Origin of the sequence: Pseudomonas sp. WPR_5_2 (genome assembly GCF_003634475.1) — a bacterium.
Classification (GTDB): Bacteria; Pseudomonadota; Gammaproteobacteria; order Pseudomonadales; family Pseudomonadaceae; genus Aquipseudomonas; species Aquipseudomonas izuensis.
Window position 1 is genome coordinate 1,278,263 of record NZ_RBLA01000001.1, and the last position, 14,802, is coordinate 1,293,064.

Consider the following 14,802-nt stretch of genomic DNA (forward strand, 5'->3'; position numbering starts at 1 on the left):
GCATGACTCAGACTCACGAAGACACCCCGTTCGAAGGATTCGAACTGTCACCCCAGCAGGCACACTTGTGGCGCCTGCAACAAAACCGCCTGGCCGCCACGGCGCAACGGGCTACCCTGCGGATTCGCAGCGAGCAACCGCTGGACAGCGCAAGGCTGGACAGCAGTTTGCGCGAGCTGGTGCAACGCCACGAGATTCTGCGCACCCGCTACCAACAACTGCCGGGGCTGTCGTTGCCGATGCAGGTGATCGACGATTCGGCCGATGATTGGCAGGCGCTGGCCATCGAGCTACAGCTCGATGCCGATGGCCGGGCTGCGACGCTGCAGCTGCCGGCGCTGCACCTGGACAGCACCAGCCTGAATTATCTGGCTGAAGAATGGGCGCTGGGCTACCTGCAAGCGGCGCCGCAGGACCCGCCATTGCAATACGCCGACTACGCCGCCTGGCGCCAGGAGTCGGCGGACGACGAACACAGCCGGCAGTTCTGGCATGAACAGCTCGCCGCAGTAGTGGCCGACGTGCCGTTGCCGTGGCAGCGCTCGACGCCGTCCGGGCCATTGGAACCGGGTCGGGTGCAACTGGCGCTGGACGACACCACCCGGCAACGCCTCAATGAGGTGGCGACCCGCCTCGGCGTCAGCACCGGCACGCTCGTGCTCGGCGCCTGGGTCACGCTGTGGCAACGCTACAGCGAAGCCGAACGCCTGACACTGGCCTACGAGAACCAGGTGCGCCCGGATGTGCTGGGGGACGCCCTCGGCCTGTTTTCCGAGCCATTACCGCTGACCCTCGACACCGCGCCCGAACTGTCGTTCGCCGCGCTGTGCCGGCAATTGACCGAGCGCGTCGGCCTGCTCGGCGATGCGCGGGACAGCTACCCGAGCCATCTGGGCAACGTGCCGCCATTGTCGGGGGTGGGATTCCGCGAACTCGCCGTGGCACCACACAGTGCCTTGCATGATGCCGGTTGGCAGATCGACCTGGCTGACAGTGTCAGCGCCGGCTGCGCGTTGCTGTTGCAGTACCAGCCGCACTCATCCGGTGCCCTGTCGCTGCATTTTGACGCGGCACTCTACACGGCGGCCCATGTCGACCTGCTCGGCGAACAGCTGTTGAGCGTGATCGAACACAGCCTGCGCGAACCTTCGATCCGCCTGAGCGGACTGGCGACGTGCAGCGCCGCCGAGCTGCATCGCGTGACCGGTGCACTGGCCGCCTCGCCAAGCCTGACCCCGTCCCAGGAGCAGCTCTACACCACGACCTTCGCACTGCCCAATCTGGCTGCCGCCTTCGCCAAGGGCTCGGCCGCCCATGCCCAACGCCCGGCAGTGACCGGGCCGAGCGGCACCTTGAGTCATGCCGGGCTGGAACAACGGGTCAGTGCCCTCACCCAGCACTTGCTCGCCCAGGATCTGGAGCCCGGCGCGCGGATCGCGCATTTCCTGCCCCGGGACATCGATGCCGTGGTGGCACTGGTCGCGATTTTGCGCGCGGGCGCCTGCTACGTGCCGATTGACCCGTCCTACCCCGGCGAGCGCATCGAACACATTCTGCGCGACAGCCAGGCCCGTTTGGTGCTGACCCACCGCGCCCGTGTGCAAGACCTGCCGGCCGACTGGCAACCGGGCGCGCTGGCGATCGATCAAGCCCTGCCGACGCTGCCGTTGCGGGCAGAGCCCGAGGTGGCGCGGGATCAACCGGCCTACCTGATCTACACCTCCGGCAGCACCGGTCAGCCCAAGGGCGTGGTCATCAGCCATGCCAACGCCCTGCATTCGCTGGCGGCGCGGCTGGCGGGGTATCCGCACCCGGTGGAACGCTTCCTGCTGCTGTCGTCGTTCGCCTTCGACAGTTCCATCGCCGGGCTGTTCTGGAGCCTGGCCCAGGGCGGTTGCCTGCACCTGGCCAGCGAAACCGAGCAGAAGGATCCATTGCAACTGGCGCGCTTGATCCGCAATCACGGGGTGTCGCACCTGTTGGCGCTGCCCTCGCTGTACGCCTTGTTGCTGGATGAACTGGGCGACAGTCCGAGCTCGTTGAACACGGCGATTGTCGCCGGTGAAAGCTGCCCGCCCGCCCTGGTCACCAACCACTATCGCCGCCAGCCCGGCGCGCAGCTGTACAACGAATACGGCCCGACGGAAGCCTCGGTGTGGAGCACCGTCGCCCTCTGCCAGCCGGACGGAGCCAGCGGTTCGGTGCCGATCGGTCGCGCCATCGCCCACACGCGGGTATACCTGCTCGACAGCGAGGGCGCTCCGGTCGCGCGAGGACTCAAGGGGGAAATTCACATTGCCGGACCGGGGTTGTCCGAAGGTTATCTGGGCCTGCCGCAGATGACCGCCGAGAAGTTCATCCGCGCCAGCCACCCTGCGCTCGACGGCCAACGCCTGTACCGCACCGGCGATTTCGCCTGGCAGGACCTGGACGGGCAACTGATGTTCCTCGGGCGTACCGACTCGCAGATCAAACTGCGCGGTTACCGCATCGAACTGGGGGAAATCGAAACCGCACTGTGCAAGGTCAGCGGTGCCAGACTGGCGGTGGTCCTGCTGGACACCACCCAGGCCGAACCGAGCCTGCGCGCCTTTGTCGAGTCGGCCAGCGCGTTGCAGGCCACGACCGTGCGCGAGTCCCTGGCAGCACTGCTGCCGGCGCACATGATCCCCGCCGACATCCAGTGGCTGGCGCAACTGCCACGCACCGCCAACGGCAAGGTCGATCACCGCGCCCTGTTGGCCCGCGTGCCGAACCGCAGCCTCGCGACGTATGCCGCGCCCGAAGGGCATGTCGAGCAGGTGCTCGCCAACGTGTGGCAGGAGCTGCTGGAGGTTGAAGTGATCGGCCGCCACGATGACTTCTTCGCCCTTGGTGGCCATTCGTTGCTGGTGGTGCGCATGACCGCCAGGTTGCGCGCCACGTTGGGCATCGAAGTGCCGGTCAACGTGATTTTCCAGCACCCGACGCTGATCGGCCTCGCCGGGCAGATCGCCCGGCCCGACGACCGCACAACAGTTGTGACCTTGCAGGCCGGCGCTGAAGACCAGACTCCGCTGTTCTGCCTGCACCAGCCGGCGGGCGGGGTTCATCACTACGTTCCGATGATCGCCGGGTTGCCTGAGGCGCTACCGGTGTATGGCCTTGCATTGCCTGAGTCGTTGCGCGACCGCGACCTCGTCGCACTGGCCGGCGAATACTTGCCGCAGATCCGCCGGATTCAGGCACAAGGTCCCTATCGCCTGGGCGGTTGGTCCATGGGTGGATTGCTCGCGCTGGAGCTGACCCGGCAGCTGGAGGCGCAGGGGCAAACGGTTGAATGGCTGGGCTTGTTCGACAGCACCTTCCACGCCGAGGACGACTCACTGGAGTGGGACGCACTGTTCGCCATGGTCCAGCAGGAACTGAGCAGCGACAGTCGCCAGCGCCTGGCCACCCTTGCGCCGCAATCCCTGGAGGAACTGCGCTCGGCCACTGCCGGCTCGGGTCGTGTGGAGCAGTTGCGTTTCGCCTTGCTGCAATGGGCGGGCGCCAACGGCCTGACCCTCAATGCCCCGCAGGCCTACGTCGAGCAGACCTTGAAGGTGATGGCCGACGCCCGTCGCTGGGTCAGCGGTTATTCCGTGCCGACGGTGGCCGCCACCCTGCACTTGTGGTGGGCTGAACAGACCCTGGTCGAGCGTCCGGACCTGCCTGCACAGTGGGACACCATCAGCCAGCGAACCTGCCATTATCCGGTGGCCGCCGATCACGAGACGATCCTCGGGCAGCCCGCCTTCCATGAACAATTGAACAAATCGCTGGCCACGGCCTCGACGGAAACCGCCGCATGAACCTGATTCTTTATCTCTACCGCCAATCGGCCCGCCTGCTGGCCCTGGCCTCGATCACCGGTGCACTGGGCGGCCTGGCGAGTGCCGGGCTGGTGATCCTGATCAACCGCGGACTGGCTGACCCACAGCAATTGCCGGAACTGGCCCTGGGCTTTTTCGGGTTGTGCGCCGGCATGCTGCTGAGCAAGCTGTGTTCGGAACTGTCGCTGCTGCACCTGACCCAAAGTGCGATTTTCCAGATGCGCATCGACCTCTCGCGCAAGCTGCTGGCCACCCCGCTCAAACGCCTGCAAGGCATGGGCAAACATCGGCTGCTGGTAATCCTCACCGAGGACGTGCACACCTTCACCGCCGCGTTCGAGTGGGTGCCGTTGCTGTTCGTCAACGCCGTGGTGACCCTGGCGTGCTTCGCCTATCTGGCGTGGCTGTCGTGGTCGCTGTTGGCGATTCTGGCGTTGTTCCTGCTGGTTGGCCTGATCACGTTCCACCTGGCCGAGCGCGGACCGTTGAGCCATCTGGAACGGGTGCGCCAACAAAAGGATGTGCTCTACCAGCACTTTCGCAGCCTGATCGAAGGCAGCAAGGAATTGCAGCTGAACAATGCCCGTGGCGAAGCCTTCGTCGAGAAGGTTATCCGCCCCGGCGCCGACGAGTTTCGCGTGCGCTTCCTGCGCGGCATGGCCGGGTATTCGGTGGTGGCCAACCTCGGCACACTGCTGTTCTACCTCAACCTCGGCGTGCTGCTGTTCGTCGTGCCGTTCTGGTTGCCGCAATCGACCACCGTACTGGTCAGCTTCACCGTGACCTTGCTGTATCTGGTGCGACCGATTTCCGACCTGATGATCGCCCTGCCCTCGTTGCGCCAGGCCAGCATCGCCCTGAACCGCATTCGCCAACTGGATGCCGAATTGAGTGCCGAAGAAAAAGTCACCGCCCCGACCGGCAACCTGTTCGCCAGCGATGGACCGACGCGTTTGAAACTCAATGGTGTGTGCCACCGCTATCCGGGCGAACACGAGGATCATCCGTTCATGCTCGGGCCGGTGGACCTGACGCTGGAACAGGGCGAGCTGGTGTTCGTGGTCGGTGGCAACGGCAGTGGCAAGACGACGCTGTCCATGCTGCTGCTCGGGCTCTACGCTCCGGAGTCCGGCAGCGTGATGCTCAATGGCTTGGAAGTGGACGACGACAACCGCGAGCAATACCGCCAGCACTTTGCCGCTGTGTTCGCCGATTTCCACCTGTTCGAGCATTTGTTGGGCGACGACGGTCCAGGCGCCGAACACCGCACCGCCGAAGCGACCCGCTACGTGAAAGCCTTGGGGCTGGGACATAAAGTCAGCATCGTCGACGACCGTTTTTCCACGGTGGATCTGTCTACGGGGCAACGCAAGCGCCTGGCGCTGGTGTCGGCGTATCTGGATGACAAGCCGTTTTATCTGTTCGATGAGTGGGCCGCCGACCAGGACCCGACCTTCAAGCGCGTGTTCTACATGGAGCTGCTACCGGAGCTCAAGGCCCGGGGCAAAACCGTGATCGTGATCACCCACGACGACGCCTATTTCCAACAGGCCGACCGGGTGCTGAAAGTGGAGAACGGCCGCCTCACCCAGGTCGAAGCCCACGCGGCGTATGCCTGATTGAGGTGACCGGCCGGCCGGCCTGATTGATGTGGATACGCCAGCTCCTGCATATCTGATTGATCTGGATACGCGATCCCTGTAGGAGCTGGCTTGCCAGCGAAAGCGGGTTGTCAGCCAACAATGATGGCGCCTGATACACCGCCTTCGCTGCGGTGCGGCGATCCGACAAGCCAGCTCCTACAGGTCCGTGTCAGGTTAACAGCGGGCAGTTGTCGCAGTACGGGCGTGCATCTCCCAACTGGTGATGCAGGCAGCACACCTTGCGCATCAGCAACGGCACGCCGCTCGGGCCGGGGGCCAGTTGCAGGAAGCCGTACAGCGGATTGCGCGTGCCATCGGCCCAATGCCGCTCCCGGAACAGTCGCTCGCGCCATTGTGCCGCGTGGGGCATCTGGAAGTAATCGAGGGCCACATTGATGGCGGCCGCCACGTTGTTCCACAGCAAGCGCTGGGCTACCCGTCCGGCGCTGGCCAGTGCCTGTACCCATGGCGCGATGTCGCCAATCAGCCATTGTTGTGCGAAGGCCAGCGGGTCGTTCAGTGGCAGCGCTTCGCCGGCAGCGAACACTTGAGCCACCGGCATGCCGTTGTCCAGCACCACATGGGGATCGTGCAAATGACAGCGCAGGTTTTGTGCGGCGGCGGCCAGCGGCAAGGCCAGCGTCACGCAGATCAGGTCCATCGACCATTGCGACACCATGGCAGCCCGAGGCGCCGCGGGATAGTAGTGGGCGTACAGCCCCAGCAGTTCGACACAGGTTTGCGGATCGCGAAATGCCGGCAACCCACGCCCTTCGATGTCACTGCTCAGCCGGCAGGTGCTGCGCAAAAAAGCGCCGTCGAAACGAAACAACTGATCGAGCAAGGTTTCGTCGAGCATTCGGGCAGTGGTTTGAAGAGACGTCATGGGGCTTCGTAACTGAGTTTGAGAACTGTTAACCTACCACGTTTTTTGAATTCCGAAGACTCGACTCGGTGGGTCAATCCCCGGGTTTGCCAGGCAGGACGCTCTGATGTTCATCCATGATATGAAGTTGCTGGCCGCCCCTTACTGGTCAGCCCAAGGCCGCCGTCGTGCCTGGCTGACCCTGGCCATGGCGATGCTGGCGGTGGCCGGGATCATTGCGATCCAGGTGCGCTGGAACGAGTGGAGCCTGGGCTTCTACAACTCGCTGCAGAGTCTGGACGCCGCCGCGTTCGCCTATCACGTCGTGGAGCTGCTGGTACTCGACGTCGCCTTCATCGCCTGCACCATGGTCAAGTTCCAGGTGCAACAACGCTTGCTGATCAACTGGCGGGAAAAACTGACCCAGGCCTTCCTCGCCAAATGGCTCGACAGTCAACGCTACTACCGCAGCCGCTTTCACAGCGTGACCTACGACAACCCGGACCAGCGGATTGCCGAGGACTGCAAGATCTTCGTCGAGCAAACCCTGGACCTGGGCCTGAACCTGCTGCAGGCGATCATTCTGGTGGTGCTGTTCAGCCTGATCATGTGGCGCATTTCCGGCACGCTGGAGTTCGAAGTCGCAGGCCATGCGCTCGCCATCCCCGGCTACATGTTGTGGCTGGCGTTGATCTACGCCGTGATCGGCAGCGGCATCGCGCACTGGATCGGCAAACCACTGATCGGCCTGAATTTCCTGCAACAACGCCGCGAGGCGGATTTTCGCTTCGGCCTGACGCGCCTGCGCGAAGACGCCGAAAATGTCGCGCTGTCCCGGGGCCAGGGCTGGGAAAGCAAGCAATTGCTGGGTCAGCTCGGGCTGCTGTTGAGCAACTACGCCAAACTGGTGCGCTCGAAAAAGCACTTGCTGGGGATCAACGCGGCCTATGAACGATTCGCCTTCACCCTGCCCCTGTTGCTGGTTTCACCCCGTTTCTTCTCGCGGGAGATTCAACTGGGGCAACTGACCCAGATCGCTTCGGCTTTCGGTGAGATTCAGGCTTCTCTGTCGTTTCTGATTCGCAGCTACCCGCAAATCGCCGAATGGCGCGCCACCAAGACCCGCCTGTGCAGTTTCTGGCGCGAACTCGATGCGCTGCCCGCGCCGACCGACCCGGTCACCGGCCCCGCCGCCGGCCTTCGCCTGCAGGCTTTCGCCCCCTTGAACGGGCACAGTCTGCCCTTGTTCGAACCGCTGACACTGAACCTGGCGCCCGGCGAACGGCTGTTGCTGCGCGGCCCGTCCGGCGTCGGCAAGACCACCTTGTTGCGCTCGCTGGCGGGATTGTGGCCACGCCATCGGGGCAGCGCCGAACTGGACCGCGAGGGGCTGCTCATTCTGCCGCAGAAACCCTATTTACCCGGCGGATCACTGCATGACCTGTTGCTTCACACCAGCGCGGACGATGCCATCGAGATCGACGACTCACGCCTGGACGAAGTGCTTGAACTGGCAGACCTGCAGCACCTGCCGTTGCACGACACCGGCGACTGGAGCCGGCGCCTCAGCCCCGGCGAGCAGCAACGCCTGGCGCTGGCCAGGGCCTTGCTGATCCAGCCGCCGTTGCTGTTCCTTGACGAGGCCACGTCAGGGCTGGACGAAACAGCCGAGCGCCGGCTGTACGAGGCACTGGCGGCCAGCAAAATGACCGTGGTCAGCATCGGCCACCGCGAAAGCCTCGGGGCCTATCACACCCACGTGGTCGATGTGGTGCCAGTAGCACTGCCGGAGATTCTCGAGCAGTCAATGTCGACTACAGTTCAAGGTGTTACCACTTAATCAGTCATGGATCCCTGGCCTTGAGCGGGTCAGGTGCGTACACGCTGGGACCGCAACGGAGGGATGACTATGCACGGGTATGGAATGATCGGGGATTTGCTCCATCTGGCCCTTTATTTACTGAGTATCGCGTTCTGGACCCTGTTCTGGATCGTCTGTATTTTCAATGCCAAACGTCGCTTGAAAAGACTGCTGGGGGCCCATGCACTGCTGATCGGCCTGCTGTTTTTCCCGGTGTTGCCCGCGACTGTCGTCGGTGGAGCACTGATCGCATTCGGCATCGAAGGCCTGGTCTGGGGCCTGTGCATCGCCGGCGTTGGAATGCCGCTGGCCGGTTTGCAGTTTGTCCGGCGGTGCTCCTGAACCGGCTCGCTCCCCAGGGGATCTTCAGTGAACACAGGGTTTGTGTGCGGCACAGATCAAATGTGGGAGCAAGCCTGCTCGCGATGGCGGCGGGTCAGTCAGTGATGCTCTGCCTGACACTGCCTCATCGCTGGCAAGCCAGCTCCCACAGTGATTTATGGTGCTCACGGACTTTTCGGACACACACTAAACCTGTGGGAGCGAGCCTGCTCGCGAAGGCGGTGTTTCAGGCGAGGTTTATGCCAACTGACACGCCGCTTTCGCGAGCAGGCTCGCTCCCACAGGGGGTTACGGTGTTCAATACATGACCCGTTTGGCTTCCCATTTTTAAGGATGATCAAGGCATGACCACGCTCGACACTTCCCTGCAAGATACCGCCGCGCCGGACGGCGTTTGCTACGGCTGCGGCGGCAGCAATCCCCACGGGCTGCACATCAAGAGTTACTGGCACGAGGACGGCGAGCACGTCGTGGCCGAGCACGTGCCGGATGACAAGTATTGCGGCTGGCCGGACCTGGTGTACGGCGGCTTGATCGCGATGCTGGTCGATTGTCATTCCAACTGGACGGCGATGGCCTGGCAGTACCGCGCCGAACAACGCGAAGTCGCCAGCCTGCCCCGCATCAATTGCGTCACTGGCAACCTGGGCATCAAGTTCATCAAACCGACACCCATGGGCGTCCCGCTAACCTTGCGGGCGAAAGTGGAAGGCGAAGTAGGACGCAAGACCCGCGTGATCTGCGAGGTCTACGCCGGGGATGTGCTGACGGCGGTGGGCGACTCGGTGTTTGTCCGGGTCGATACCGGGCAATTGGCGGACTCGGCGCATGGGCGCTGATGGGCCCATGAAAAGAACGCAGCCAGCGGTCGAGCACATAATGCTGCCGGAGATGCCGCAGGCTGCGATCCTTTAATTCACCCGTTACGCCTCGCGCCCCCCTCCAGAACGTTGAATGCATCAATCGTCGTTGTCGTCGCGATCGCGGTAACGACGGTGATCGCGATCATAGTCACGACGATCATATCGGCGGTCATAGCCTTGATCATTGTCATCCCCTTGGTCGTAACCGCGTCGATGATCATGGTCGTGGTATCGGCCGTACCTTTCTCCGTCATCCCAGTGAGGGCCGCAGCCTCCCAACAAGAAGAAACTGAAAATGGCCAGGGTCATGATGATTGCGCGATTCATTGGAACGCCCTAAACGTGGGAGGTATTGAAAAGTTATGGCTGCCCGGAAATTTTCATCCGGACAACGTTCAGCCCTGGCTATGACCATTAAGTAACTTAATGATTCCACGGGGAAATGCATCTGTTTGAGCAACGCTGAACATACTTGGGTATCAAGTCGTACATACCAACGCATGGCAGACACCACCGGGCGTCACCAAGACGCCCATGCACAGTGAGGAATATAACGAGCTGCTGGGCAGCCTCCATCCACTGGGGCGCATGGGCGAAGCCAGCGAAATTGCCAGCGCCATCCTGTTCCTGGATTCGGCGGCGTTCATTACGGGAGAAATCCTGCACGTCGATGGCGGTCAGAGCGCTGGCCAGTAACGCACGCTCGCAGAGATATCAATCAGTTGTTGGACGCTATAACGCCTTTGTCGACTGCTGGCGGCGTCCAGCGGCCTTGAGTGATAGCTTCTTCCGGCCAATAGGCTCGCAGGAAGAGCGAGAAATCGGCAGCCTTCGGTACCGGCAGCCAGTTGCTTTCCTTGTCCGCGCCCGGCGACTCGGCCTGTACGTAGAACGTTAGCGACCCGTCAGCGTTGATCTTCAGGTCCTTGTTCTTGGTGCCGAGCGAATAACGGTTGAGCGGGTTGGGCACGAAAAAGTGTGCCGCGTCATACGCAGTCAGCGACCAGAAACCCTTCACCGGCGGCACTTGCCCTTTGGCGAAGGTGACCGTGTAGGTATTCGCACCGTTGAGTCGCATGCCGGCGGCATCCAGGTCCTGATAGAAGTAGCGCGTCTCGTTCGGTGCATTGACCAGAATGTTCGACTTCGCTACGGCGGTGCGCGTGAAATAGTCGGTGCCGAAGCGCGCGCCATTGGTGATGGTGGTCCAGTGATGCGGCAGCGCAATGCCCCAGTTGCGGAACTGCAGCAACGGGTCGACCAGTTCCCGGTCCGCTTTTTCCGCCTCGTCGATCATCGCCTGCTTGAGCGCGGGATCTTTCTGTGCAGCGGCGATCACCGCCAGCACTTGTGCGTAGCGCGCCTCTTCTCCCGCCAGTGGCGGCGCCAGGTCCAGCACGAGCGGTAATTGATCGAAAAAGACCTCGGGGCGCACCCAACGGGTTTCGCCCTTGCCGTCGGCGCGCTTGGGGAATATCGGCAGCTTGCGCCAGTCGCGGCGTTTCAGAGTGCCGTCGTATTCGGCCAACGGGTAGACGTTGATGCCCTGGATCACCTCCTGCACCGCTTGCCTGTCCTGCGGTGTGTCATCCTGGAAAACCCGCGGACCGATGAAGGCGGCATCGGACCTCGCCCGGATCACCTGGGCGATACCCTTGGGCACTTCGCCTTGCCAGTTCGGCCCCACGACCAGATAGAAGCCCGGCTTGGTGCCGTACATCGCACCAAGGCCGGCGATGCTGTCGGTACGCAGGTCGGAGAATTGATAGACCCAGAAGCGCTCGCCGAAGTCCGGCACCTGGATCACTACCGGACTGACGTCGAGTGCCATGTAACCGGCGCCATACACGACATCCTGGTTAGGACAAGCGATGGCGCGTTGTTCCGGCTTGATGTAATCGCTCAGCATGGTCACGCGATTGAACGGAGACATCGGCAGCACGCCACCGACGAGCCCCTGCTCGGGCGCCTTGGTATTGGCCAGGCGGCGGTTGTAGACGTTTACCATTGGCCAGGCCCAGAACCAGGCGTCGCGCGCCACCAGGCGCGCGTAGGGTTCGGTAATCCGGGTATTGGCGTCCGGCCCAGAAAGCGCGGTCATTGCCTGCACTGGCGTTGCCTCTGTGTGGGCAAGTGCAGTCGTGGCAGCAGCACTCAACACGGCGGCAAAACCGAGTGGCAGCGCCAGTGCAATCATCCTGGAAGGTTGGAACATCGGTGTTTCGGGCGCCGTCGGACTCCAAAGGCGCTCCAGTCTGTGGCGGCTAGGCTGGTACATGGCTCCTTGCTCCTTACGTGTCGTTCTTATTGTAAATTCAGAATGAATCTAAACGAACCAAACCTATAATGCATTTGCATAATAATTATGGAGATATTGCATGGAGCGCATACCTTGAACCTGCGCCAACTGGAACATTTGGTCACGCTGGCCGACGAAGGCGCCTTCGCCCGCGCGGCGGAAAAACTGCATTTGAGCCAACCGGCACTCACGCGCAGCATTCAGGCACTGGAGGAAACGCTTGACCTGCAATTGTGCGATCGCCACTACCGCGGGATAGACCTCACGCCAGCGGGAAAACTGGTGGTGGAGCGTGCGCGCAGAGTGCTGCTCGAAAGCCGGGCGCTCGACCGTGATATCAAGCTGTTCAAGGGGCACAGTCTGGGCGACGTACGTTTCGGCGTCGGCCCTTACCCGGCAACGGTTTTCGTGCCAGGCGTAATCGCAAGGCTGTCACAGTCGTGCCCGCAGCTGGCACTACGAACGGAAGCGGAAAGTTGGGACACGTTGCTGGAGCGATTGCATGGCGAGGCAATCGATTTCTTTATTGCCGAAAAGCGCGCTGTGCCGTGGACGCCCAAGCTGGCGGTGGTGACATTGTCCACGTACGAATGCGGTTGGTTCGCCCGGCCGCAGCATCCGATCTTCGAAAAGGCGAAATGCATGACGGCGAATCTACGCGAAGCGCGCATCGCTGCCGTTCCGGTGCCGGAAGCAATGCGCGAAGAATTGCGCAAACGCCTGCGCTACAAGCCGTCTGAAAATCTGGAATTCAGCGCCGAATGCAATAACTTCACGACCCTGAAGGAAATCGCCGAATGCTCCGACACCGCGATCTGCGGCCCGTTGGTTGCCGTGCGCCGTGAGCTGGCAGCAGGCACGCTGCGCCGGATCGTCCTCGAGGATGCAAAAGCCTTCAGCATGCAATTCGCCATCGCGTATCTCGCGCATCGCACGCTCTCACCGATGGCGGAAAAAGCGATTGAAGCGATCGTCGAATATGACCGGCAATTGAAAGAAGGAGAAACCATCGATTGAATGAGCCCACGCGACTTCTGCTGATTCAGAGTTCGACCAGCGGCTGATACTGACGGCAGGCACTATGGGGAGCTGCTAGTGTTAAGTCCGGACGCCGTCAAAGTCTCTGCAGGCTCATGCGGCTGCCGACCCACGCCTACGCTGTTCTTCGTTGACAGCGGGGTACTTCAAGTTCTTCGAACCGACGAATGGGCCCCAACCCAGGACAAAATCATGGCGAAAGTACTTGTTCTCTATTACTCAATGTATGGCCACCTGGAAACCATGGCGAACGCCGTCGCCGATGGTGCACGATCCGTACCTGGCGTAGATGTGACGCTCAAACGTGTGGCTGAAACCATCCCGGCCGAACAGGCGGCAGCCATCGGTGTCAAGCTCGACCAGCAGGCCCCGGTCGCGACACCTGACGAGCTGGCCAATTACGACGCCATCATCTTTGGCACACCGACACGCTTTGGCAACATGGCCGGACAGATGCGCACATTTCTCGACCAGACCGGTGGGCTATGGATGAAAGGTGCGCTCGTCGGGAAAATCGGCAGTGTTTTCGCGTCAACCGGTACCCAGCACGGGGGCCAGGAAACCACGATTACGTCATTCCACAGCACACTGCTGCATCAAGGAATGGTCATCGTGGGTGTGCCTTACACCTGCGCAGGACTCACCAATATGAATGAGATCACCGGCGGTACACCCTATGGTGCCACCACTCTGGCCGGGGCCGACGGGAAACGGCAACCGTCACAAAATGAACTGGATATTGCGCGCTTCCAAGGCAAGCACGTTGCTGAACTTGCAAAAAAGATCGCCAGTTAACGCAAGCAGTAAAAGGGGCTGTCGCCTGGGGCGGACGTCGAAGTTTGCCGGCTTGAACCCGCCCCCCCTTCGTTTTCATGTCCGACTGAACGCTGTGACGGTAATGGTGTGACGGCCAAGTATCTCCCCACTCTGGCCGTCACATAACCAGGCTGCTGCTGAAGCCTGCCTCCGAACAAGGCTGCACGTCCGGGATGCGCTGACCCGGTTGGCGAGTCAGGCGCAGCGAATCCGTAAAGTGTTTCAACCAACGAGGCCAGAAACGCTCACTCAAGCTTCCTGCCAGCCGCCGTCAGACTTGCCGCCAGCACATCCAGCAACGCCCGGATCTTCGGTAACGACTGACGGCTTTTGCTCCACGCCAGATTGATCGCCAAGCCATCTGTTGCCAACTGCGGAAGCACCTCGACCAGACTGCCGTCTTCAAGCTGGCGCTGGATCAGCCACGTGGGTAGCTGCGCGACTCCACACCCTGCCGCTACCGCAGCAGCCATGCCTTCGCCATCCCCCACCAGGAACCTTCCTGCCATGATCCGGCGTTCGATTTCACCCGGCCGGGCGCCCGGGAAATGCCAGGGATGGATCGTCCCGTCGCTGTCACCGTAGACCACGCAACTGTGCTCGTGCAGCTCGCTTTCCGTGCATGGCTCGCCGCGCCTGGCCAGGTAATCGGGCGAAGCGCAGAAGATATGTCGCCCCGTGCCCAGATAACGGTGGCCCACCGCCGCAGGCCAGACACCCGGCCCTCCAACCTGGACGACGACATCGATGCCCTCCTCGACCGGGTCCACGATTCGATTGGAAAAAGTGATGTGCGGCGAAAGCATCGGGTGCCGGTCGATGAAGTCCAGAACGACCGGAAGTGCATGCATCCGTCCGTATGACGCAGAAAGGTCGATGCGAATCCGGCCATGAGGCTCGGTATCTTCATGCAAGGCCGATTCGGCTTCCTCAAGATCGGCAAGCACGCCGATGCAGGTTTTATAGAACGCAGAGCCGGCGTCCGTCAGGGACAGACGTCGCGTGGTGCGATGAAACAGCCGGATATCGAGCCGAGCTTCCAATCGAGCGATGCTTTTACTGATGGCTGACCCGGTCAGGTTCATGCGCTCGGCGGCGAGTTTGAAGCTGCCGGAGTCCGCGACACAAACAAAAACATCGATGCCTTTCAGCCGTTCTGACGAAAACATGACCAGCCCTTATTAATGAAATTAATTCCTCTCAGTTAATAAAATATATCGC

General features: G+C 61.9%; 11 protein-coding genes and 1 pseudogene. 8 read left to right on the forward strand and 4 right to left on the reverse strand.

The window, feature by feature from the left end; genetic code table 11:
• The first annotated feature begins 2 nt into the window (after positions 1–2).
• Positions 3–3,833, forward strand: a complete 3,831-nt coding sequence (locus BJ917_RS05575; RefSeq protein ID WP_121102506.1) for an amino acid adenylation domain-containing protein — start codon at positions 3–5, stop codon at positions 3,831–3,833.
• Complete coding sequence (locus BJ917_RS05580; protein WP_121102508.1) at positions 3,830–5,473, forward strand: cyclic peptide export ABC transporter; 1,644 nt, start codon at positions 3,830–3,832, stop codon at positions 5,471–5,473. Before BJ917_RS05575 ends, BJ917_RS05580 begins: the two co-directional genes overlap by 4 nt.
• Positions 5,474–5,666: 193 nt before the next feature.
• On the opposite strand, the gene fhuF is transcribed toward BJ917_RS05580, so the two are convergent.
• Complete coding sequence (gene fhuF, locus BJ917_RS05585) at positions 5,667–6,383, reverse strand: siderophore-iron reductase FhuF (protein ID WP_256658504.1); 717 nt, start codon at positions 6,381–6,383, stop codon at positions 5,667–5,669.
• Between the two features lie 106 nt (positions 6,384–6,489).
• Here fhuF and BJ917_RS05590 point away from each other — a divergent pair, with 106 nt between their 5' ends.
• The 3 genes from BJ917_RS05590 (at position 6,490) to BJ917_RS05605 (ending at position 9,404) form a co-directional block, all read left to right on the forward strand.
• Positions 6,490–8,202 (forward strand): ABC transporter ATP-binding protein/permease, encoded by a 1,713-nt coding sequence (locus tag BJ917_RS05590; RefSeq protein ID WP_121102512.1) that lies wholly within the window; start codon positions 6,490–6,492, stop codon positions 8,200–8,202.
• 69 nt (positions 8,203–8,271) lie between these two features.
• Positions 8,272–8,565 (forward strand): hypothetical protein, encoded by a 294-nt coding sequence (locus BJ917_RS05595; protein ID WP_147432547.1) that lies wholly within the window; start codon positions 8,272–8,274, stop codon positions 8,563–8,565.
• A 344-nt stretch (positions 8,566–8,909) separates the two neighbouring features.
• Positions 8,910–9,404 (forward strand): PaaI family thioesterase, encoded by a 495-nt coding sequence (locus tag BJ917_RS05605; RefSeq protein WP_121102516.1) that lies wholly within the window; start codon positions 8,910–8,912, stop codon positions 9,402–9,404.
• A gap of 120 nt (positions 9,405–9,524) precedes the next feature.
• Here the strand turns inward: BJ917_RS05605 and BJ917_RS32220 are convergent, their stop codons facing one another.
• Positions 9,525–9,755 carry a hypothetical protein gene (locus BJ917_RS32220; RefSeq protein WP_121102518.1) on the reverse strand — a complete coding sequence of 77 codons (231 nt, stop codon included), beginning with the start codon at positions 9,753–9,755 and terminating at the stop codon, positions 9,525–9,527.
• A 186-nt stretch (positions 9,756–9,941) separates the two neighbouring features.
• Between BJ917_RS32220 and BJ917_RS05615 the strand changes: the two are divergent.
• Positions 9,942–10,124: pseudogene (locus tag BJ917_RS05615) on the forward strand (SDR family oxidoreductase); the annotation flags it as partial.
• Positions 10,125–10,146: 22 nt separating this feature from the next.
• On the opposite strand, the gene BJ917_RS05620 reads toward BJ917_RS05615, so the two are convergent.
• The gene (locus BJ917_RS05620) at positions 10,147–11,625 is read right to left on the reverse strand and encodes a DUF1254 domain-containing protein (RefSeq protein ID WP_177435570.1); all 1,479 of its coding nucleotides are present in this window, start codon (positions 11,623–11,625) and stop codon (positions 10,147–10,149) included.
• Between the two features lie 195 nt (positions 11,626–11,820).
• On the opposite strand from BJ917_RS05620, the gene BJ917_RS05625 reads away from it, so the two are divergent.
• Both BJ917_RS05625 and wrbA read left to right on the forward strand, forming a co-directional pair.
• Complete coding sequence (locus BJ917_RS05625) at positions 11,821–12,744, forward strand: LysR family transcriptional regulator (RefSeq protein ID WP_158602468.1); 924 nt, start codon at positions 11,821–11,823, stop codon at positions 12,742–12,744.
• A 213-nt stretch (positions 12,745–12,957) separates the two neighbouring features.
• On the forward strand, positions 12,958–13,560 hold the full coding sequence (gene wrbA / locus BJ917_RS05630; protein WP_121102524.1) for an NAD(P)H:quinone oxidoreductase: 603 nt from the start codon (positions 12,958–12,960) through the stop codon (positions 13,558–13,560).
• A 266-nt stretch (positions 13,561–13,826) separates the two neighbouring features.
• Here wrbA and BJ917_RS05635 read toward each other — a convergent pair whose 3' ends face one another.
• Positions 13,827–14,750: a LysR family transcriptional regulator gene (locus BJ917_RS05635; protein ID WP_121102526.1), complete on the reverse strand. Its 924-nt coding sequence runs from the start codon at positions 14,748–14,750 to the stop codon at positions 13,827–13,829.
• Between the last annotated feature and the right edge of the window lie 52 nt (positions 14,751–14,802).